Below are 20,075 nucleotides of genomic sequence, written 5' to 3'. Positions count from 1 at the left end.
GAAAAGGCCGGGCGCCACCGTTGGCGCCCGGCAAGGTGTTCATCAGTCGCGCGGGCCGCCCGGGGCAATCACTTCCCGCGAGCCGTTGCTGTTCATCGGGGTGACAACGCCAGCCATTTCCATCGACTCGATCATGCGCGCAGCACGGTTGTAGCCGATCTTCAGTTTGCGTTGCACGGCAGAAATGGAAGCACGGCGGCTTTCCAGCACGAACTGCACGGCTTCATCATACAGGGCATCGGTTTCTGCATCGTCCCCATCGCCACCGCCGCCGCCGCCATCAAAGCCGCTACCGGCCTCTTCCACGCCATTGAGGATGTCGTCGTTGTAGTCCGGCGCGCCGCGCAGTTTCCAGGCTTCTACCGTGCGGTGCACTTCGTCGTCGGAAACGAACGCGCCGTGCACGCGAATCGGCAGGCTGGTGCCCGGCGGCATATACAGCATGTCACCATGGCCCAGCAACTGCTCGGCACCACCCTGGTCGATGATGGTGCGCGAGTCGATCTTGCTGGATACCTGGAACGCCATGCGGGTGGGGATGTTGGCCTTGATCAGGCCGGTGATCACATCCACCGACGGGCGCTGGGTGGCGAGAATCAGGTGGATACCGGCCGCCCGCGCCTTTTGGGCGATACGGGCGATCAGCTCTTCGACCTTCTTGCCGACGATCATCATCATGTCGGCGAACTCGTCCACCACCACCACGATGGTCGGTAGGGTCTTCAGCGCAGGGGGCTCGTCGTCCATGCTCTCACGGCGATACAGCGGGTCATGGATGATTTCGCCGGCTTCCTGGGCATCCTTGATCTTGCGGTTGAAGCCGGCCAGGTTACGTACACCCATGGCCGCCATCAGCTTGTAGCGCCGCTCCATCTCGGCCACGCTCCAGCGCAGGGCGTTGGCGGCGTCCTTCATGTCGGTGACCACCGGGCACAGCAGGTGCGGGATGCCTTCGTAGATCGACAGTTCAAGCATTTTCGGGTCGATCATGATCAGCCGCGCGTCTTCCGGGCTGGACTTGAACAGGATCGACAGAATCATGGCGTTCACGCCCACCGACTTACCGGAACCGGTAGTACCGGCCACCAGCAGGTGCGGCATCTTGGCCAGGTCGGTAATGACCGGCTTGCCGCCGATGTCGTGGCCCAGGGCCAGGGTGACCGGCGACTTCTGCTCGTCGTACTGTGGCGTGGCCAGCACTTCGGAGAAGCGCACCATCTGCCGGTTTTCGTTGGGGATTTCGATACCCACGGTGGTCTTGCCGGGGATCACCTCGACCACCCGCACACTGGTAACCGCCAGCGAGCGCGCCAGGTCTTTGGCCAGGTTGGCAATGCGGCTGACCTTCACGCCAGCGGCCGGCTGGATTTCGTAACGGGTAATCACCGGGCCGGGGTGGATCGAGTCCACCGCCACTTCCACGCCGAACTCCTTGAGCTTGATTTCCAGCAGCTGGCCGACGCCAGCGAGGGATTCTGGCGAGTACTCGATCTTCTTCTGCTCGGCCGGGTCGAGGATGGAGATCGACGGCAAGGTGCCTTCCACGGCGCTGTCGATGAACAACGGCGCCTGTTTCTCTTTCATCACCCGCTTGCTCGGCTCTGGCGCCTTGTCGGCTGCCGGCGGCACGATCATCGGGGTTGCAGGCTGCACACGGGGTACTACCGGTTCGCGTGGCACCACCGGTTCACGGGCGACGGTTGGCTCACGGGGTGGCACGACTGGCTCGCGGCCCAGGGTCGGTTCGCGCGGTTCGACGACCGCTGCGGGCGCTTCTTCACGCTTGAAGATACGCTCACGCAGCGCCGGCTTGGCTGGCTCGCGTTTCTCAGCGGCCATCGGCGCAGCCTTGACCACCGGCTCGTCCTCGCGCAGCTGCGCTTCCAGGCGCTTGCGCTCGTTGCGCGCCTCCCACCAGCGGTTGGCCGCGCCCTGCACCAGCTCGAACAAGTCGAGGGTGATCTTGCCGGTCAGGTCCATCACCTTGAACCACGACAAGTCGGTGAACACGGTCAGGCCGAACAGGAACAGGGCTATGAACATCAGCGTGCTGCCCTGCACGTTCAGCAGGTTGCGCGCCAGGTCACCCAGGCTTTCGCCCAGTGCACCACCCGCGGAAAACGGCAGGCTGGCCGGTGGGTGGAAGTGGATATGCGCCAACGCCGCCCCGGACAGCACCAGGAACACCAGGCCGATCAGCCGCCAGGAGAACAGCCAGCCGCTCCAGTCCCACGGCTGGTGGCGTTCACGGAAAATCTGCCAGGTCTTTACCGCCAGCAGCAGCGGGAAGATATAGGCGAAGTAACCCAGCACCATGAACAGGATGTCGGCGAAGTAGGCGCCGGCACGCCCGGCGGCGTTCTGCACCTGGTCGACGGTGGCGGTGTGGCTGAAGCCTGGGTCCGACGTATCGTAGGTCAGCAGCGCCATCCACAGGTACAGGCACAGGGCGCCGACAGCGATCAACGCACCTTCCTTGAGGCGATAATGCAGCTGCTGCCGCCACAGGGGCACGGGCAAGGGAGCTGGGGTTGCGGTGGATTTCTTCAAAACGCGTCTATTCCTGCGCGTGCTGCGCGTCCAATAGTGATCGGCCGGCTGTAGGGCCAATGAACCACTACTTTTAACATTACTGCCCGCCAGCCGCCATGGCGGCACGCCGTATGGAGCTTTGGCCGGGGGCGACTTTCATATAGGTGCAATTTGAGCATGCATTTTCTTTTGTGACAAAGGCTTATGCTGTGTTTTTGCACAGGTGTGACAGCAAATGTAGCGGATGGTGCCTGCGGTTTCATGAATGTGTAGGAAATTGCCTAATTTCATTGCCTGTAGCGGCCTCTTCGCGGGCGCGCCCGCTCCCACAGGTCCCGTGCAGGCTCCGAGGGCGAAGAAGCCAAAGAGATTGACCCTGCTTTTCACCCGCGCCATGCTGCCCGCTCCCCTCCCCCACCGCACGATAGACCATGCTCACCTGGCTAACCCGCGACTCGCTGACCTTCCCGCCCCTGGAAAAGGCCCTGCACGACCCCAACGGCCTTCTGGCGGCCGGCGGCGACCTTACCCCCGAGCGCCTGGTGCAGGCCTATCGCCACGGTTGCTTCCCGTGGTACCAGGACGGCCAACCGATCCTGTGGTGGTCACCCGACCCGCGCACCGTGCTGCTGCCAGGCCAGCTGCACGTGTCGCGTTCGCTGGCCAAGCTGATGCGCCAGGGCCGCTATCAGGTCAGCTTCGATACCGACTTCCCTGCCGTGATCGCCGCCTGCGCCGCGCCGCGCGACTATGCCGACGGCACGTGGATCACCGACACCATGCGCAATGCCTACTGCGAACTGCACCGGCGCGGCATCGCCCACTCGGTGGAGGTACGCCAGGACGGCGAGTTGGTCGGTGGCCTGTACGGCCTGGCCATGGGCCAGCTGTTCTTCGGCGAGTCGATGTTCAGCCGTGCCGACAATGCCTCCAAGGTTGGCTTCGTGACCTTGGTCAACCACCTGCGTCAGGCCGGTTTCGTGTTGATCGACTGCCAGATGCCGACCAACCACCTGCACAGCCTGGGCGCCCACGCGATCAGCCGCGCCGAGTTCGCCGGCTACCTGGCACGCCACCTCGACCAGCCCAACAGCGCCACATGGGTTGCCTAGGCGAGTTTGCGTAGCTGGCTTACACTTAAAACAAAGTCTCACCGAAGGGGTTGATCATGACAGAGTTGGCGCGGTTGAAGTTCTATGCCACTCAGCCCCACTCCTGCAGCTACCTGCCCGAGGAACAGGCAACCACACTGTTCCTCGACCCCAGCCAGCCGATGGACGTGAACGTGTACGCCGACCTGTCGGAAATGGGCTTTCGGCGCAGTGGCGACCACCTGTACCGGCCTCATTGCCAGAACTGCAACGCCTGCGTACCGGCCCGCATCCCGGTGGCGCGCTTCATCCCCAACCGCCAGCAACGGCGCATTCTCAAGCGCAACGCCGACCTGACCGTGACGGCAGCACGCCCAACGTTCAAGGAAGAGTACTTCGAGCTGTACTGGCGCTATATCGAAACGCGCCACGCCGACGGTGACATGTACCCGCCCAGCCGCGACCAGTTTTCCACCTTCCTGGTGCGCGACCTGCCGTTCTGCTGGTTTTACGAGTTCCGCCTGGAGGGCCGGCTGATGGCGGTGGCAGTGTGCGACCTGCTGCCCAACGGCATGTCGGCGGTGTACACCTTCTACGAGCCGGACGAAGAGCGGCGCAGCCTTGGCCGCTTTGCCATCCTGTGGCAAATCACCGAAGCCCTGCGCCAGGAGCTGGAGGCGGTTTACCTGGGGTACTGGATCAAGAACTGCAAAAAAATGAATTACAAGACGCAGTATCGGCCAATCGAGCTGCTGATTAACCAGCGCTGGGTCACCCTCAACTGAAAGCCTTGGCTTGACACACACTTTTCCGGCATAATCCACGCCACTTTTTTGCCCGGTGCGGTTATGCGTCGGGCCAACACTGGATCCGAGGGTTCTACTGCATGTCGAAAGAAGACAGCTTCGAAATGGAAGGTACTGTCGTCGACACCCTGCCCAACACCATGTTCCGCGTGGAGTTGGAAAACGGGCACGTCGTAACCGCGCACATCTCCGGAAAGATGCGCAAAAACTACATCCGTATTCTCACTGGCGACAAGGTCCGCGTCGAACTGACGCCGTACGACCTGAGCAAGGGCCGCATCACTTACCGTGCGCGCTAAGCTCAAGCCATGAAAAAGCTCGGCCATGTGCCGGGCTTTTTTGTGCCTTCAAGATGGTAGGGGGCTGCGTTGCAGCCCTTCGCGGGCATGCCCGCTCCCACAGGGGGGTTAGCTATCACCTGTGGGAGCGGGCGTGCCCGCGAAGGGCCGCAAAGCGGCCCCAATATCACGCAACCTCGGCCGTGGTCTCGAAGTCGAACACCAGCTCGCCATCGCGCAGGTCGATGTGCACCACACCGCCATGCTCGGCCAGTTCACCAAACAGGATCTCCTCGGCCAGCGGCCGCTTGATCTTGTCCTGGATCAGCCGCGCCATTGGCCGCGCACCCATCTGCGCGTCATAGCCCGCCACCGCCAGCCAGCCGCGTGCATCATCGCTGACCTCCAGCAGTACCCGCTTGTCTTCCAGCTGCGCCTGCAGTTCGATAAGGAACTTGTCGACGATGCTCTTGATCGTCTCGGTGCTCAGGCGGCCGAACTGGATGATGGTATCCAGGCGGTTACGGAACTCTGGCGTGAAGCTCTTGCGGATCACTTCCATGGCATCGGACGCATGGTCCTGATGGGTGAAACCGATCGAGGCCCGCGCCGCGGTTTCCGCGCCAGCGTTGGTGGTCATGATCAGGATCACGTTACGGAAGTCGGCCTTGCGCCCGTTGTTGTCGGTCAGGGTACCGTGGTCCATCACCTGCAACAGCAGGTTGAAGACTTCCGGGTGGGCCTTCTCGATTTCGTCAAGCAGCAATACGCAGTGCGGTTGCTTGGTAATTGCCTCGGTCAGCAAACCACCCTGGTCGAACCCCACATACCCAGGAGGCGCACCGATCAGGCGCGACACGGTGTGGCGCTCCATGTACTCGGACATGTCGAACCGCACCAGTTCCACGCCCAGCGCCTTGGCCAGCTGGCGCGCCGCTTCGGTCTTGCCGACGCCGGTAGGGCCGGCGAACAGGAACGAACCGACAGGCTTGTCTGGCGACTTCAGGCCAGCGCGGGACAGCTTGATGGCGGTAGACAGCGAGTCGATGGCCTGGTCCTGGCCGAATACGGTCAGCTTCAGGTCACGCTCAAGGTTACGCAGCAGCTCCTTGTCGGAACTGGTGACGTGCTTCGGCGGAATCCGCGCGATCTTGGCGACGATGTCTTCGACTTGCGGCACGTCGATACGCTTGACGCGGTTGGCCTCTGGCTGCAGGCGTTGGTAGGCGCCCGCTTCGTCGATCACGTCGATGGCCTTGTCCGGCATGTGCCGGTCATTGATGTAGCGCGAAGCCAGTTCGGCAGCGGCGCGCAGGGCTTCGTCGCTGTACTCGATGTTGTGGTGGCTCTCGAAACGCCCTTTCAGGCCGCGCAGGATGCCCACGGTGTCTTCGACCGAAGGCTCGCTGACATCCACCTTCTGGAAGCGCCGAGCCAGGGCCCGGTCTTTCTCGAAGATGCCGCGAAACTCCTGGAACGTGGTGGAGCCGATGCAACGAATCTCCCCCGACGACAGCAACGGCTTGAGCAGGTTGGAGGCGTCCATCACCCCGCCCGACGCCGCACCGGCACCGATGATGGTGTGGATTTCGTCAATGAACAAGATCGCCTGCGGGCGCTTGCGCAGTTCGCCGAGCAGCGCCTTGAAGCGCTTCTCGAAATCGCCGCGGTACTTGGTACCGGCCAGCAGCGCACCCAGGTCGAGCGAGTACACCACGCTTTGTGCCAGCAGGTCAGGCACCTGGCCATCGACAATGCGCTTGGCCAGGCCTTCGGCGATGGCCGTCTTGCCGACGCCTGCCTCACCCACCAGCAACGGGTTGTTCTTGCGCCGGCGCGCCAGGATCTGCGCCACGCGCTCCACTTCCTGCTCGCGGCCTACCAGCGGGTCGATACGCCCGGCCCGGGCCAGCTCGTTCAGGTTGCTGGCATAGGCGTCCAGCGGGTTGCTCGACGAGGACGATTCACCACCCTCCTCGTCTTGCATCTCCTGGTCGCTTTCAGCATTGGAACCATGGCCCGGCACCTTGGAGATGCCATGGGCGATGTAGTTGACCACGTCGATACGGGCCACGCTCTGCTGCTTGAGCAGGAACACGGCCTGGCTTTCCTGTTCGCTGAAGATCGCCACCAGCACGTTGGCGCCGGTCACTTCGCGCTTGCCAGAGCTTTGCACGTGGAACACGGCACGCTGCAGCACACGCTGGAAGCCCAGGGTTGGCTGGGTTTCACGGTCTTCGTCGTTGACAGGGATCAACGGCGTGGTGGAATCGATGAACTCTTGCAGGTCGTGCTTGAGCTTGTCGAGATTGGCGCCACAGGCGCGCAGAACGGTCGCGGCAGCCTCATTGTCAAGGAGTGCCAACAGCAGATGTTCGACGGTCATGAACTCATGACGCTTCGAACGAGCCTCCTTGAAGGCCAGATTGAGGGTGACTTCGAGCTCGCGGTTTAACATAGCTTCACCTCATACCCAAGTGGTCGGCGATTAACCGTCCTTCTCGATTTCACAGAGTAGCGGATGCTGGCTTTCCCTGGCGTATTGGTTGACCTGCATAGCCTTTGTTTCGGCGATGTCACGGGTAAACAATCCGCACACTGCCCGCCCCTCGGTATGGACGGTCAGCATGATCTTGGTCGCCAGCTCGCGGTTCAGATTGAAGAACGTCTCGAGCACTTCGACGACGAAATCCATTGGCGTGTAGTCATCGTTGAACAAAACCACCTTGTACATCGGTGGCGCCTGCAGGATCGGCTTGGCTTCCTGAACTGCAAGACCTGAGCCGTCGTCCTCATTCGATTGCGGGCGATCCTGATTGAATGTTAGTCGAATCTCACTAGGTGCATGCATGGAAAGAATTTCATCATGAGCGTCAGGTTAAGGTTGTGGGTTGGCTGCACAGGCCACCGCCAGCGCAGGCGCCGGGCGACCTTGACTATCGGCAAAACGGTGTTACAACCAATAAGAACCCACCGTGGGCGATAAAGATCCGCGCAGTCAACCAGATTTTTCGCAAGGTTCGTATGCGGATGAAGTGGATGATACTCCAGTGATGGAGTCCTTTGCAGAGGGACATAGGGATGGCAAGCGGTAAAGTCAAGTGGTTCAACAATGCCAAGGGCTATGGATTCATCAATGAAGAAGGCAAGCATGAAGACTTGTTCGCCCATTACTCAGCCATCCAGATGGAAGGATACAAGACGCTCAAGGCCGGTGAAGCCGTGAGTTTCGAGATCATCCAAGGCCCCAAAGGCCTGCACGCGATCAACATCAGCCGAGCTTCGACTGCCTCGCCAGCGCCGGCCAGCGCACGGCCAGCCAGCAGCACTGCCGACGCCTGATCTGCAGCGCCGTCTGCCGGTATACGAAAAAACCGGCCGCTTCTTTATGGGAAGCGGCCGGTTTTCTATTGCCTTACATATGCTTGATCATTTCATCGCCAAAGCCTGAACTGCTCACCAGCGTGGCGCCATCCATCAGGCGCTCGAAGTCGTAAGTCACAGTCTTGGCCCCGATCGCACCGTTGGTGCCCTTGATGATCAGGTCGGCCGCCTCGGCCCAGCCCATGTGCCGCAGCATCATTTCTGCCGAGAGAATCACCGAGCCCGGGTTGACCTTGTCCTGCCCGGCGTACTTGGGCGCGGTGCCATGGGTAGCCTCGAACATGGCCACGGTGTCGGACAGGTTGGCGCCCGGGGCAATGCCGATACCGCCCACCTCCGCCGCCAGCGCGTCGGACAGGTAGTCACCGTTGAGGTTGAGGGTAGCAATCACATCGTACTCGGCCGGGCGCAGCAGGATCTGCTGCAGCATGGCATCGGCGATGGCGTCCTTGACGATGACCTCGCGGCCGGTCTTGGGGTTCTTGAACTTCATCCACGGGCCGCCGTCGAGCAGTTCGGCACCGAACTCGTCACGTGCCACCTCGTAGCCCCAGTCCTTGAAGGCACCCTCGGTGAACTTCATGATGTTGCCCTTGTGCACCAGCGTCAGCGACTCGCGGTCGTTGTCCACCACGTATTGCAGGGCCTTGCGCACCAGGCGCTTGGTGCCCTCTTTGGAAACGGGCTTCACACCAATGCCGCAGTCCTGGTCGAAGCGGATCTTGGTGACACCCATTTCCTCCTTGAGGAACTTGATCACCTTGTTGGCCTCGGGCGAGCCGGCCTTCCACTCGATACCGGCATAGATGTCTTCGGAGTTCTCGCGGAAGATCACCATGTCGACATCGCCGGGCTTTTTCACCGGGCTCGGCACGCCCTGGAACCACAGCACCGGGCGCAGGCACACGTACAGGTCCAGCTGCTGGCGCAAGGCCACGTTCAGCGAACGGATACCCCCACCCACCGGGGTGGTCAGCGGGCCCTTGATCGACACCACGTAATCGCGCACGGCATCGAGGGTTTCCTGGGGTAGCCAGGTGTCCTGGTCGTACACCTGGGTGGCTTTTTCGCCGGCATACACTTCCATCCAGGCGATCTTGCGCTTACCGCCGTAGGCTTTCTGCACGGCGGCATCGACCACCTTGATCATCACTGGCGAGACATCGACACCGATCCCGTCGCCTTCGATATAAGGAATGATGGGGTTATCAGGCACATTGAGCGAATGGTCTGCATTGACGGTGATCTTGGTGCCGTCGGTCGGAACCTTGATTTTCTGGTATCCCATGCTTGCACTACTCCGCTTTCGGGTGTGGTTTGGAAATCATGCGATGCAATGAGCCTAAACCACATCTGCCGACCTGCAAGGCATGCGACAACCCGCCACATTGCCGCTACGTCTTTGGTCTTATAAATGGGCCGATATCACTTGGCCTTGCTGATTAGCCCGAATGGTTTGGTATACTCCGCCGCGACCGAAGGGTCATCGGGGCGAATCCCAGGAAAATGCGGACCGCCCTAGGCCATGAATGGCCGTAAAGCCTGGGTTGTTACCGCACCCCAGCACTTGACGCTCGACTGATGCATCCACCATCACCGCTCGCAGCCTCTCGACTTTCCGCTCATGGCGTTGCCAGGGCGATGCGCCTACCCTGCGCACCACGAGACTCGAGCACGCTCAGCACACAGAGAGTTAACCCGCATGCCCACCCGTTCCAAGATCATCTATACCTTCACCGACGAAGCCCCCGCCCTCGCCACCTACTCGCTGCTGCCGATCATCGAAGCGTTCACCGCTTCGGCTGACATCGCCGTCGAAACCCGCGACATCTCCCTGGCCGGCCGTATCCTTGCCGCCTTCCCGGAGCAACTGGGCGCAGAGAAGCAAGTAGGCGATCACCTGGCGGAACTGGGCCAACTGGCTACCACCCCTGAAGCCAACATCATCAAGCTGCCGAACATCAGCGCCTCGGTACCGCAGCTCAAGGCCGCGATCAAGGAACTGCAAGGCAAGGGCTTCAACATCCCTGACTACGCCGACGAGCCGGCCACCGCGGAAGAAAAAGAATCCCGTGCCCGCTACGACCGTATCAAGGGTTCGGCCGTGAACCCGGTACTGCGCGAAGGCAACTCCGACCGCCGCGCACCGCTGTCGGTGAAGAACTACGCGCGCAAGCACCCGCACAAGATGGGCGCCTGGGCCGCCGACTCCAAGTCGCACGTTGCCCACATGACCCAGGGCGACTTCTACGGCAGCGAGAAAGCCGCACTGATCGAAGCTGACGACAGCCTGCGCATCGAGCTGGTTGCCAAAGACGGCAACACCACCGTCCTGAAAGAAAAGACCGCCGTCAAGGCCGCCGAAATCATCGACTGCGCCACCATGAGCCGCAAGGCCCTGAAAGCCTTCATCGCCGAGCAGATCGCCGATGCCAAGGCTTCCGGCGTGCTGCTGTCGGTGCACCTGAAAGCCACCATGATGAAGGTTTCCGACCCGATCATGTTCGGCGTCATCGTCGAAGAGTTCTACAACGACGTGCTGGCCAAGCACGCCGCTGCGCTGGCCCAGGTAGGCTTCAACGCCAACAACGGTATCGGCGACCTGTACGCCCGCATCAAAGACCTGCCAGCCGACAAGCAGGCCGAGATCGAAGCCGACATCCAGGCGCTGTACGCCGAGCGCCCAGCACTGGCCATGGTCAACTCCGACAAAGGCATCACCAACCTGCACGTGCCGAGCGACGTCATCGTCGACGCCTCGATGCCGGCCATGATCCGTGACTCGGGCAAGATGTGGAACACCGCTGGCGAACTGCAAGACGCCAAGGCCGTGATCCCGGACCGCTGCTACGCCGGCATCTACCAGGCCACCATCGAAGACTGCAAGGCTAACGGTGCCTTCGACCCGACCACCATGGGCAGCGTGCCGAACGTTGGCCTGATGGCACAAAAGGCCGAAGAGTACGGCTCCCACGACAAGACCTTCCAGATCAAGGCCGACGGCGTAGTTCGCGTGGTCGATGGCAAAGGCAACGTCGTACTGGAGCAGAACGTCGAAGCCGGTGACATCTTCCGCATGTGCCAGACCAAGGACGCGCCTATCCAGGACTGGGTCAAGCTGGCCGTCAACCGTGCCCGCCTGAGCAACACCCCTGCGGTGTTCTGGCTGGACCCGGCCCGCGCCCACGACGGCGTGATGATCGAGAAGGTACAGAAGTACCTGAAGGATCACGACACTGCCGGCCTGGACATCCGTGTTCTGGCCCCGGTCGACGCTATCAAGTTCTCCCTGGCCCGCATTCGCGAAGGCAAGGACACCATTTCGGTGACCGGCAACGTGCTGCGCGACTACCTGACCGACCTGTTCCCGATCATGGAGCTGGGCACCAGCGCCAAGATGCTGTCGATCGTGCCGCTGATGAACGGCGGTGGCCTGTTCGAAACCGGCGCCGGCGGTTCGGCACCGAAGCACGTGCAGCAGCTGGTTGAAGAGAACTTCCTGCGTTGGGACTCGCTGGGTGAATTCCTGGCCCTGGCCGCTTCCCTGGAGCACCTGGGCAACACCTACGCCAACCCGCGCGCCAAGGTTCTGGCCAACACCCTGGACCAGGCCACCGGCAAGTTCCTCGACACCAACAAGTCGCCTTCGCGCAAAGTCGGTGGTATCGACAACCGCGGCAGCCACTTCTACCTGACCCTGTACTGGGCCCAGGCCCTGGCTGCCCAGGCTGACGACGCTGCCCTGCAGGCACGCTTCGCCCCACTGGCAAAAACCCTGACCGAGAACGAGGAGACCATCGTCGCCGAGCTCAACGCCGTTCAGGGCAAGCCGGCCGACATCGGGGGCTACTACGCCCCGGATGCCGAGCTGACCGCCAAGGTGATGCGCCCAAGCCAGACCCTGAACAGCGCCATTGCTGCCCTGTAAGGTTCGCTTGAAGTAACAGCCCAAACCCCGGCCACGCACCGGGGTTTGTGCTTTCTGGACATTGGGGCCGCTTTGCGGCCCTTCGCGGGCTTGCCCGCTCCCACAGGAAAGATGCTGCCTGCAAGACCTGCACTGCACCTGTGGGAGCGGGCAAGCCCGCGAAGGGCTGCAAAGCAGCCCCATCCATCCAAAAGGACACCGCAAATGACCTGGCAACCCCACATCACCGTCGCCACCATCGTCGAACACGATGGCAAGTTCCTCTTCGTCGAGGAATTCAAAGCCAACCAGCACGTATTCAACCAACCCGCCGGCCACCTCGAACCCAATGAAACCCTGCCCCAGGCCGCCCTGCGCGAAACCCTGGAAGAAACCGCCTGGGAAGTCGAGCTCACCGGTGTGGTCGGCATCTACCTGTACACCGCCCCCAGCAACGGCGTGACCTACCAGCGCATCTGCTTCGCCGCCCGCCCCGTTCGCCACCACGCCGACCTGGCCCTGGACAGCGACATCGTCCGCGCCGTTTGGCTGACCCGCGACGAACTGCTGGCCGACCCTGCCCGCTGGCGCAGCGAGCTGGTGCCGCGCTGCCTCGACGACTACCTCGCAGGCCCGCTGCACAGCCTTGAACTGCTACGCGACTGACGCAACGCCACGGGTTTGATAGAATCGGCGTTTTTCCCCTCTGATACACACCGGTACCCATGACCAGCCCAGCACTCAAAGACCCCGCCAAGACCCGCGTCATCGTCGGCATGTCCGGCGGCGTGGACTCTTCCGTCTCCGCCCTTCTGCTCATGGAGCAGGGCTACCAGGTGGAAGGGCTGTTCATGAAGAACTGGGAAGAAGACGACGGCACCGAATACTGCACCGCCCGCGAAGACCTGGCCGACGCCCAGGCCGTGTGCGACCGCATCGGTATCAAGCTGCACACCGCCAACTTCGCCGCCGAATACTGGGACAACGTGTTCGAGCACTTCCTTGAAGAGTACAAGGCCGGCCGCACCCCCAACCCGGACATCCTCTGCAACCGCGAAATCAAGTTCAAGGCGTTCCTCGACTACGCCCTGTCGCTGGGGGCCGACCTGATCGCCACCGGCCACTACGTGCGCCGCCGCGACACAGGCGAACTGACCGAACTGCTCAAGGGCCTGGACCCGAACAAGGACCAGAGCTACTTCCTGCACGCCGTCGGCGGCAAAGAGATTGCCCGCACCCTGTTCCCGGTCGGCGAGCTGGAAAAACCCGAGGTTCGCGCCATCGCCGAAAAGCACGGCCTGGCCACCGCCAAGAAGAAGGACTCCACCGGTATCTGCTTCATTGGCGAGCGCCGCTTCAGCGACTTCCTCAAGCAGTACCTGCCAGCCCAGCCGGGCAACATCGAAACCACCGAGGGTGAAGTGATCGGCCGCCACCACGGCCTGATGTACCACACCATCGGCCAGCGCCAGGGCCTGGGCATCGGCGGCCTGAAGGACGCCGGTGACGAGCCGTGGTACGTGCTGCACAAAGACCTCACCCGCAACGTGCTGGTGGTTGGCCAGGGCAACGAACACCCATGGCTGTTCTCCCGCGCCCTGCTCGCCTCGGAAATCTTCTGGGTCAACCCGATAGACCTCGGCAGCCCACGCCAGCTGACTGCCAAGGTGCGCTATCGCCAGAGCGACCAGCAGTGCACCCTGGAACTGACCGAAACCGGCTACCGCGCTGTGTTCGACGAGCCGCAGCGCGCCGTCACCCCAGGCCAGTCGGTGGTGTTCTACGACGGTGAAGTGTGCCTGGGCGGCGGTGTGATCGAAGCTGCCGAGCCGTGGAGCCCCCGCGCATGAGCAATCTGCAGGAGCAGCTGATTGCGCTGGGCGGTGTGTTCCAGGCTGCCGTGCTGGTCGACCGCATCGCCCGCACCGGCCAGGCCAGCGAGGCCAACATTGGCTGCATGCTTGGCAGCCTGCTGGTGCGTGACCCCAAGGACACCCTGGAGGTGTTCGGCGGTGACGACCTGAACCTGCGTGACGGCTACCGTGCGCTGGTCGGCGCCCTGGAGCGCGACCCCAGCAGCCTGCAACGTGAGCCACTGCGCTATGCCCTGTCGATGCTCGGCCTGGAGCGCCAGCTGAACAAGCGTGGCGACCTGCTCGATACCATCGGCAACCGCCTGCCGCAAATCCAGTCCCAGGCTGACCATTTCGGCCTGGTTCATGAAAACGTCATTGCTTCCAGTGGAGCCTTGTACCAGGACACGCTCAGCACCTTGCGCCAGCGCATCCAGGTGCATGGCGACATGCGCTTCCTGCAGCAGCCCAACAACGCCTCGAAGATCCGCGCCCTGCTGCTGGCCGGCATCCGCGCCGCGCGCCTGTGGCGCCAGCTGGGCGGGCATCGCTGGCAGCTGGTGTTCAGCCGGCGCAAGCTGCTCAACGAACTGTACGACATGATGCGTTCGCCTTCCTGAAAAGGGCTTGGCTGCTCCGGCCTCATCGCCGGCAAGCCGGCTCCCACAGTATTTGCACTCTGCTCAAGGCCGGTGCAGTACCTGTGGGAGCTGGCTTGCCGGCGATAGGGCCAGAACAAGCAATGCACAATGTCGCACCTGATGTATGGCCCGACCTTTGGTCAGCCACCCGACTCAGGCGCATTTTTCATGTATGATATGCGCCCTTCCAAAAGCCTGACTGTCCGAGAACACCCCATGCAGCTTTCTTCGCTCACTGCGGTTTCCCCTGTAGACGGCCGTTATGCCGGCAAAACCCAGGCCTTGCGCCCCATCTTCAGCGAATTCGGCCTGATCCGTTTCCGCGCCCTGGTCGAAGTGCGTTGGTTGCAGCGCCTGGCCGCTCACCCGCAGATCGGCGAAGTGCCGGCGTTCTCCGCCGAAGCCAATGCCCTGCTGGACACCCTGGCCACCGATTTCAAGCTGGAGCACGCCGAGCGCGTCAAGGAAATCGAGCGCACCACCAACCACGACGTCAAGGCGATCGAATACCTCCTCAAGGAGCAGGCCGCCCAGCTGCCTGAGCTGGCCAAGGTCAGCGAGTTCATCCACTTCGCCTGCACCAGCGAGGACATCAACAACCTGTCCCACGCCCTGATGCTGCGCGCCGGCCGTGACGACGTGCTGCTGCCGCTGATGCGCCAGATCGCCGACGCCATCCGCGCCCTGGCCCACGCCCACGCCGACGTGCCGATGCTGTCGCGCACCCACGGCCAGCCGGCTTCGCCGACCACCCTGGGCAAGGAACTGGCCAACGTCGTGTACCGCCTGGAGCGCCAGATCGCCCAGGTTGCCGCCGTACCGCTGCTGGGCAAGATCAACGGCGCCGTGGGCAACTACAACGCTCACCTGTCGGCTTACTCCCAAATCGACTGGGAAGCCAACGCCCGCGCCTTCATCGAAGACGAGCTGGGCCTGCAGTTCAACCCGTACACCACCCAGATCGAGCCGCACGACTACATCGCCGAGCTGTTCGACGCCATCGCCCGCTTCAACACCATCCTGATCGACTTCGACCGTGATGTGTGGGGCTACATCTCGCTGGGCTACTTCAAGCAGAAGACCGTTGCCGGCGAAATCGGCTCGTCGACCATGCCGCACAAGGTCAACCCCATCGACTTCGAAAACTCCGAAGGCAACTTAGGGATAGCCAACGCGCTGTTCCAGCACCTGGCCAGCAAGCTGCCGATCTCGCGCTGGCAGCGTGACCTGACCGACTCCACCGTGCTGCGCAACCTGGGCGTGGGCTTTGCCCACAGCGTCATCGCCTATGAAGCCAGCCTGAAAGGCATCGGCAAGCTGGAAGTCAACCAAGCCCGCATCGCCGCCGACCTGGACGCTTGCTGGGAAGTACTGGCCGAGCCAATCCAGACCGTGATGCGCCGCTTCAACATCGAAAACCCCTACGAGAAGCTCAAAGAGCTGACCCGTGGCAAGGGCATCACCCCGGACGCGCTGCTGACCTTCATCGACGGCCTGGACATGCCAGCCGACGCCAAGGCCGAGCTCAAGCAGCTGACCCCCGCTACCTACATCGGTAACGCGGCAGCGCAGGCCAAACGCATCTAAGCTGACCGTCGCGTACAACGCCCGGCCTGGCCGGGCGTTTTTATTCCCGTACGAAAATTACGTTTTTTCAATAGGTTGAACATGAATCCTGATACTCCACTGCAGCTGCTCGGCGGCATCTCGGCCCGCGAATTCATGCGCGACTACTGGCAGAAGAAGCCCCTGCTGGTGCGCCAGGCCTTCCCGGACTTCATCAGCCCGATCGATCCCGACGAACTGGCCGGCCTGGCCCTGGAAGAAGAAGTCGAGTCGCGCATCGTGCTTGAGCACGGCGCCCACCCGTGGGAGCTGCGCCGCGGCCCGTTCAACGAAGACACCTTCGCCGAGTTGCCGGAAAAGGACTGGACCCTGCTGGTACAAGCCGTCGACCAGTTCGTACCGGAAGTGGCCGAGCTGCTGGAAAACTTCCGCTTCCTGCCCAGCTGGCGCATCGATGACGTGATGATCAGCTTCGCCGCCCCGGGTGGCAGCGTTGGCCCGCACTTCGACAACTACGACGTGTTCCTGCTGCAAGGCCACGGCGAGCGCAACTGGAAGATCGGCCAGATGTGCGACAGCGACAGCCCGCTGCTGGAGCACGCCGACCTGCGTATCCTGGCCGAGTTCGAACAGAGCGGCGAGTGGACCCTGGAGCCAGGTGACATGCTCTACCTGCCACCGCGCCTGGCCCACTACGGCGTGGCCGTGGACGACTGCCTGACCTACTCGGTCGGCTTCCGCGCCCCTAGCGCCGCCGAAGTGCTGACCCACTTCACCGACTTCCTGGGCCAGTTCCTGCCCGACGAAGAGCGCTACAGCGACGCCGACGCCCAGCCGGTAAGTGACCCGCACCAGATCCAGCACGACGCCCTCGACCGCCTCAAGGCGCTGCTCGACAAGCACATGAACGACAAGGACCTGCTGCTGACCTGGTTCGGCCAGTTCATGACCGAGCCGCGCTACCCGGAGCAGGTTGCCGGCGAAGCGCTGAGTGAAGAGGAGCTGGTAAAAGCCCTCGAAGATGGCGCCATCCTGATCCGCAACCCGAGCGCACGCCTGGCCTGGTCCGAGCTCAACGACGACCTGATGCTGTTCGCCAGCGGTCGCAGCTGCCCACTGCCGGCCAAACTGCGCGAGTTGCTGAAGCTGGTATGCGCGGCCGATGCCCTGCACATCGACAACCTGGCAGAGTGGCTGGAAGACGAAGATGGCCTTATGCTAGTGCAGCAGCTGGTCCAACAAGGCAGCCTGGGATTCGCCGATGAATAAAATTCGTGTGTGCCTCGCCGACTGGCACAAGGACAATGCCGACATCCGCCGTATCCGCGAAGCGGTGTTCATTGCCGAACAGCACGTGCCACCAGAGTTGGAGTGGGACTCGGACGACCCGAGCGCGGTGCACTTCCTGGCCCTGGAAGGCGACTACCCGATCGGCACGGCCCGCCTGCTGCCTGATGGCACCATTGGCCGGGTTTCGGTACTGAAGGACTGGCGCGGGCTGAAGGTAGGTGATGCACTGATGAACGCAGTGATCGCCGAAGCGCAGAACCGCGACCTGAAGCAGCAGATGCTCAGCGCCCAGGTACACGCCACGCCGTTCTACGAGCGACTGGGCTTTCGCGTAGTCAGCGAAGAGTTCCTCGAAGCCGGCATCCCGCACGTGGACATGGTGCGCGACTCGCGCGCCTGATACCTGTACCGGCCTCTTCGCGGGCTTGCCCGCTCCCACAGGGACCCCACAACAGCTGAAATCTGTGGAGATCCTGTGGGAGCGGGCAAGCCCGCGAAGAGGCAGGCACAGCCAAATACATTCCCGCTGACAAAAACCTGTACATCCATCCAGATAAAGCTTGCCTGCGCGCCCCCGCTTGCGCATCCTAGTGCCCATCACCCCCGATGAAGCGTTCCCGGCCATGCGCCTGTTCCTCTGCGAAAAACCCTCCCAGGCAAAAGACATCGCCAAAGTGCTCGGCGCCACCCGCAAGGGCGACGGCTGCTGGCAAGGCACCGACGTCTGCGTAACCTGGTGCATCGGCCACCTGCTGGAAACCGCCCCGCCCGACAGCTACGACGAACGCTACAAGCGCTGGAACCTCGCCGACCTGCCGATCATCCCGGACAAGTGGAAGATGCTGGTCAAGCCCAAGACCGCCAGCCAGTTCAAGGCAGTCAAGCGCCTGCTCGGCGAAGCGCGGGAGCTGGTAATCGCCACTGATGCCGACCGCGAAGGCGAAATGATCGCCCGTGAGCTGGTTGAGCATTGCCGCTATCGCGGCCCGGTGCAGCGCCTTTGGCTGTCGGCACTGGATGATGCCTCCATCCGCAAGGCTCTGGCACGCCTGCTGCCGGGCCACGAAACCTTCAACCTGTACCACTCGGCACTGGGCCGCTCGCGCGCCGACTGGCTGATCGGCATGAACATGAGCCGGCTGTTCACCTTGCTGGGCCGCCAATCCGGCTACCAGGGCGTGTTGCCGGTAGGCCGGGTGCAAACGCCCACCTTGCGTCTGGTGGTCGACCGCGACCGCAGCATCGCCGACTTCGTGCCGGTGCCGTTCTGGGCCATCGACGTACAGCTGGAACATGCCGGCCAACACTTCAACGCCCAATGGCGCGCCCCCGAGGACGCCTGCGACGATCAGGGCCGCTGCCTGAACCAGGCCCTGGCACAGCAAGCCGCCACCGACATTGGCAGTGCCGGCACTGCCCGGGCCATCAAGGTAGCCACCGAGCGCGTGCGCGAAGCCGCACCGCTGCCTTTCGACCTGGGCACCCTGCAGGAGCTGTGCTCGAAAAAATTCGGCCTCGGTGCCCAGGAAACCCTCGACATCGCCCAAGCCCTGTACGAAACCCACAAACTGATCACCTACCCGCGCAGCGACTGCGGCTACCTGCCGCAAAGCCAGCACGCCGAGGCGCCGGCAATCCTTGCCGCCCTGCAACGGGCCGATGCCAGCCTGGCGCCGCTGCAGCCCTACCTGGAGCCGCAACGCCGCTCGCGGGCGTGGAACGACGCCAAGGTCAGCGCCCACCACGGCATCATCCCCACCGCCGCCGCCAGCGATCCGTCGCGCCTGCCGGCCAAGCACAAGGCGGTGTATACCCTGATCCGCGCCCGCTACCTGGCACAGTTCCTGCCCAACCACGAGTACGACCGCACCCAGGCCGACTTCGACTGTGCCGGCCATGCCCTGCGCGCCGTGGGCAAGCAAATTGTCGAGCCGGGCTGGCGCCGCGCCCTGCCCGAGGCGTTGACCCCGGCCAAGGGCCGCGAGGCCCCACCGGCCCAGGTGCTGCCAACGCTGCGTGAAGGCCAGGACTGCAACGTGCAAGGCCTGCAATTGAAGGACCTGTGGACCCAGCCGCCCAAGCCGTTCACTGAAGGCGACCTGATCAAGGCCATGAAGAATGTGGCCAAGCTGGTGGACGACCCACGCCTGAAGCAGAAGCTCAAGGAAACCACCGGCATCGGTACCGAGGCCACCCGCGCCAGCATCATCCAGGGCCTGCTCGACCGCGGCTACCTGGTGAAGAACGGCAAGGCGCTGTCGGCCACGCCAGCGGCCTTCAGCCTGATCGATGCCGTGCCCCGTGCCATCGCCGACCCTGGCACCACGGCCATCTGGGAGCAGGCGCTGGACATGGTGCAGAGTGGTGAGATGAGCCTTGAAGAGTTCGTTGCCCGGCAATCGGCGTGGATGGGCAAGCTGGTCGAGCGGTGTAGCGGTATGCGCATGACCATCAGCGGCCCGGCGGCGGGGGCTGCGCCGCCGTGGAAGAAGAAGCGGCGCGGTGGGGGGAAAGGTAAAACAGCTGGCAGCAAGCCGGCCGCCAGCAAGCCGCGTCAGCCCCGGAAAAAAGCGACAACCTGAACATTCTGCATCGCCTTTACCGGCCTCTTCGCGGGCACGCCCGCTCCCACAGGGATTTCACAAGGTCTGAAGCCTGTGCAGTACCTGTGGGAGCGGGCGTGCCCGCGAAGAGGCCTGTACAGGCAATACATCACGACCAGGCAGA

The 20,075-nt window shown here is 62.9% G+C and carries 16 protein-coding genes; 12 read left to right on the top strand and 4 right to left on the bottom strand.

Going from position 1 to position 20,075, the window contains the following annotated elements; genetic code table 11:
* Positions 1-42 precede the first annotated feature (42 nt).
* Positions 43-2,610 (bottom strand): DNA translocase FtsK, encoded by a 2,568-nt coding sequence (locus ACIQUI_RS07585; protein ID WP_403196644.1) that lies wholly within the window; start codon positions 2,608-2,610, stop codon positions 43-45.
* Positions 2,611-2,963: 353 nt separating this feature from the next.
* On the opposite strand from ACIQUI_RS07585, the gene aat reads away from it, so the two are divergent.
* The 3 genes from aat (at position 2,964) to infA (ending at position 4,728) form a co-directional block, all read left to right on the top strand.
* Positions 2,964-3,644 carry a leucyl/phenylalanyl-tRNA--protein transferase gene (aat, locus tag ACIQUI_RS07580; RefSeq protein ID WP_403196642.1) on the top strand — a complete coding sequence of 227 codons (681 nt, stop codon included), beginning with the start codon at positions 2,964-2,966 and terminating at the stop codon, positions 3,642-3,644.
* A gap of 56 nt (positions 3,645-3,700) precedes the next feature.
* Positions 3,701-4,408 (top strand): arginyltransferase, encoded by a 708-nt coding sequence (locus ACIQUI_RS07575; RefSeq protein ID WP_403196641.1) that lies wholly within the window; start codon positions 3,701-3,703, stop codon positions 4,406-4,408.
* 101 nt (positions 4,409-4,509) lie between these two features.
* Positions 4,510-4,728 (top strand): translation initiation factor IF-1, encoded by a 219-nt coding sequence (gene infA / locus ACIQUI_RS07570; RefSeq protein WP_002553999.1) that lies wholly within the window; start codon positions 4,510-4,512, stop codon positions 4,726-4,728.
* Between the two features lie 166 nt (positions 4,729-4,894).
* Here infA and clpA read toward each other — a convergent pair whose 3' ends face one another.
* Both clpA and clpS read right to left on the bottom strand, forming a co-directional pair.
* The gene (gene clpA, locus ACIQUI_RS07565) at positions 4,895-7,165 is read right to left on the bottom strand and encodes an ATP-dependent Clp protease ATP-binding subunit ClpA (protein ID WP_403196638.1); all 2,271 of its coding nucleotides are present in this window, start codon (positions 7,163-7,165) and stop codon (positions 4,895-4,897) included.
* A 30-nt stretch (positions 7,166-7,195) separates the two neighbouring features.
* Positions 7,196-7,558 carry an ATP-dependent Clp protease adapter ClpS gene (clpS, locus tag ACIQUI_RS07560; RefSeq protein ID WP_013973290.1) on the bottom strand — a complete coding sequence of 121 codons (363 nt, stop codon included), beginning with the start codon at positions 7,556-7,558 and terminating at the stop codon, positions 7,196-7,198.
* A 230-nt stretch (positions 7,559-7,788) separates the two neighbouring features.
* Here clpS and cspD point away from each other — a divergent pair, with 230 nt between their 5' ends.
* Complete coding sequence (cspD, locus tag ACIQUI_RS07555; protein WP_403196635.1) at positions 7,789-8,049, top strand: cold shock domain-containing protein CspD; 261 nt, start codon at positions 7,789-7,791, stop codon at positions 8,047-8,049.
* Positions 8,050-8,122: 73 nt separating this feature from the next.
* On the opposite strand, the gene icd is transcribed toward cspD, so the two are convergent.
* Positions 8,123-9,379: an NADP-dependent isocitrate dehydrogenase gene (gene icd, locus ACIQUI_RS07550; protein WP_284356947.1), complete on the bottom strand. Its 1,257-nt coding sequence runs from the start codon at positions 9,377-9,379 to the stop codon at positions 8,123-8,125.
* A 414-nt stretch (positions 9,380-9,793) separates the two neighbouring features.
* Here icd and ACIQUI_RS07545 point away from each other — a divergent pair, with 414 nt between their 5' ends.
* From ACIQUI_RS07545 to ACIQUI_RS07510, 8 genes are all read left to right on the top strand, one after another.
* Positions 9,794-12,019 (top strand): NADP-dependent isocitrate dehydrogenase, encoded by a 2,226-nt coding sequence (locus ACIQUI_RS07545; RefSeq protein WP_403196632.1) that lies wholly within the window; start codon positions 9,794-9,796, stop codon positions 12,017-12,019.
* A 204-nt stretch (positions 12,020-12,223) separates the two neighbouring features.
* Positions 12,224-12,664, top strand: coding sequence for an NUDIX hydrolase (locus ACIQUI_RS07540; RefSeq protein WP_403196629.1), 441 nt, complete (start codon positions 12,224-12,226; stop codon positions 12,662-12,664).
* A 59-nt stretch (positions 12,665-12,723) separates the two neighbouring features.
* On the top strand, positions 12,724-13,848 hold the full coding sequence (mnmA, locus tag ACIQUI_RS07535) for a tRNA 2-thiouridine(34) synthase MnmA (protein ID WP_403196626.1): 1,125 nt from the start codon (positions 12,724-12,726) through the stop codon (positions 13,846-13,848).
* Positions 13,845-14,471, top strand: coding sequence for a high frequency lysogenization protein HflD (gene hflD, locus ACIQUI_RS07530; protein ID WP_400658274.1), 627 nt, complete (start codon positions 13,845-13,847; stop codon positions 14,469-14,471). The genes mnmA and hflD overlap by 4 nt, the downstream gene beginning before the upstream one ends.
* A gap of 237 nt (positions 14,472-14,708) precedes the next feature.
* Positions 14,709-16,079, top strand: a complete 1,371-nt coding sequence (gene purB / locus ACIQUI_RS07525; protein ID WP_403196624.1) for an adenylosuccinate lyase — start codon at positions 14,709-14,711, stop codon at positions 16,077-16,079.
* A gap of 81 nt (positions 16,080-16,160) precedes the next feature.
* Positions 16,161-17,327 carry a JmjC domain-containing protein gene (locus tag ACIQUI_RS07520; RefSeq protein ID WP_403196621.1) on the top strand — a complete coding sequence of 389 codons (1,167 nt, stop codon included), beginning with the start codon at positions 16,161-16,163 and terminating at the stop codon, positions 17,325-17,327.
* Positions 17,320-17,748, top strand: a complete 429-nt coding sequence (locus tag ACIQUI_RS07515) for a GNAT family N-acetyltransferase (RefSeq protein ID WP_403196619.1) — start codon at positions 17,320-17,322, stop codon at positions 17,746-17,748. Before ACIQUI_RS07520 ends, ACIQUI_RS07515 begins: the two co-directional genes overlap by 8 nt.
* Positions 17,749-17,971: 223 nt before the next feature.
* Positions 17,972-19,930 (top strand): DNA topoisomerase III, encoded by a 1,959-nt coding sequence (locus ACIQUI_RS07510; RefSeq protein WP_403196693.1) that lies wholly within the window; start codon positions 17,972-17,974, stop codon positions 19,928-19,930.
* Positions 19,931-20,075 lie beyond the last annotated feature (145 nt).

Source organism: Pseudomonas sp. NPDC090592, from assembly GCF_044769185.1.
GTDB lineage: Bacteria > Pseudomonadota > Gammaproteobacteria > Pseudomonadales > Pseudomonadaceae > Aquipseudomonas.
The sequence above is the reverse complement of the archived record's forward strand: the minus strand, read 5'-3'. Positions and strand labels throughout refer to the sequence as shown.

What these genes read in the sequence shown, in the direction of transcription:
- purB (WP_403196624.1), top strand. Translation starts at nt 14,709, where the DNA reads ATGCAGCTTTCTTCGCTCACTGCGGTTTCCCCTGTAGACGGCCGTTAT.
- ACIQUI_RS07540 (WP_403196629.1), top strand. Translation starts at nt 12,224, where the DNA reads ATGACCTGGCAACCCCACATCACCGTCGCCACCATCGTCGAACACGAT.
- ACIQUI_RS07520 (WP_403196621.1), top strand. Translation starts at nt 16,161, where the DNA reads ATGAATCCTGATACTCCACTGCAGCTGCTCGGCGGCATCTCGGCCCGC.
- ACIQUI_RS07575 (WP_403196641.1), top strand. Translation starts at nt 3,701, where the DNA reads ATGACAGAGTTGGCGCGGTTGAAGTTCTATGCCACTCAGCCCCACTCC.
- infA (WP_002553999.1), top strand. Translation starts at nt 4,510, where the DNA reads ATGTCGAAAGAAGACAGCTTCGAAATGGAAGGTACTGTCGTCGACACC.
- clpS (WP_013973290.1), bottom strand. Translation starts at nt 7,558, where the DNA reads ATGCATGCACCTAGTGAGATTCGACTAACATTCAATCAGGATCGCCCG.
- cspD (WP_403196635.1), top strand. Translation starts at nt 7,789, where the DNA reads ATGGCAAGCGGTAAAGTCAAGTGGTTCAACAATGCCAAGGGCTATGGA.
- clpA (WP_403196638.1), bottom strand. Translation starts at nt 7,165, where the DNA reads ATGTTAAACCGCGAGCTCGAAGTCACCCTCAATCTGGCCTTCAAGGAG.
- aat (WP_403196642.1), top strand. Translation starts at nt 2,964, where the DNA reads ATGCTCACCTGGCTAACCCGCGACTCGCTGACCTTCCCGCCCCTGGAA.
- mnmA (WP_403196626.1), top strand. Translation starts at nt 12,724, where the DNA reads ATGACCAGCCCAGCACTCAAAGACCCCGCCAAGACCCGCGTCATCGTC.
- hflD (WP_400658274.1), top strand. Translation starts at nt 13,845, where the DNA reads ATGAGCAATCTGCAGGAGCAGCTGATTGCGCTGGGCGGTGTGTTCCAG.
- ACIQUI_RS07515 (WP_403196619.1), top strand. Translation starts at nt 17,320, where the DNA reads ATGAATAAAATTCGTGTGTGCCTCGCCGACTGGCACAAGGACAATGCC.
- icd (WP_284356947.1), bottom strand. Translation starts at nt 9,379, where the DNA reads ATGGGATACCAGAAAATCAAGGTTCCGACCGACGGCACCAAGATCACC.
- ACIQUI_RS07545 (WP_403196632.1), top strand. Translation starts at nt 9,794, where the DNA reads ATGCCCACCCGTTCCAAGATCATCTATACCTTCACCGACGAAGCCCCC.
- ACIQUI_RS07510 (WP_403196693.1), top strand. Translation starts at nt 17,972, where the DNA reads ATGCGCCTGTTCCTCTGCGAAAAACCCTCCCAGGCAAAAGACATCGCC.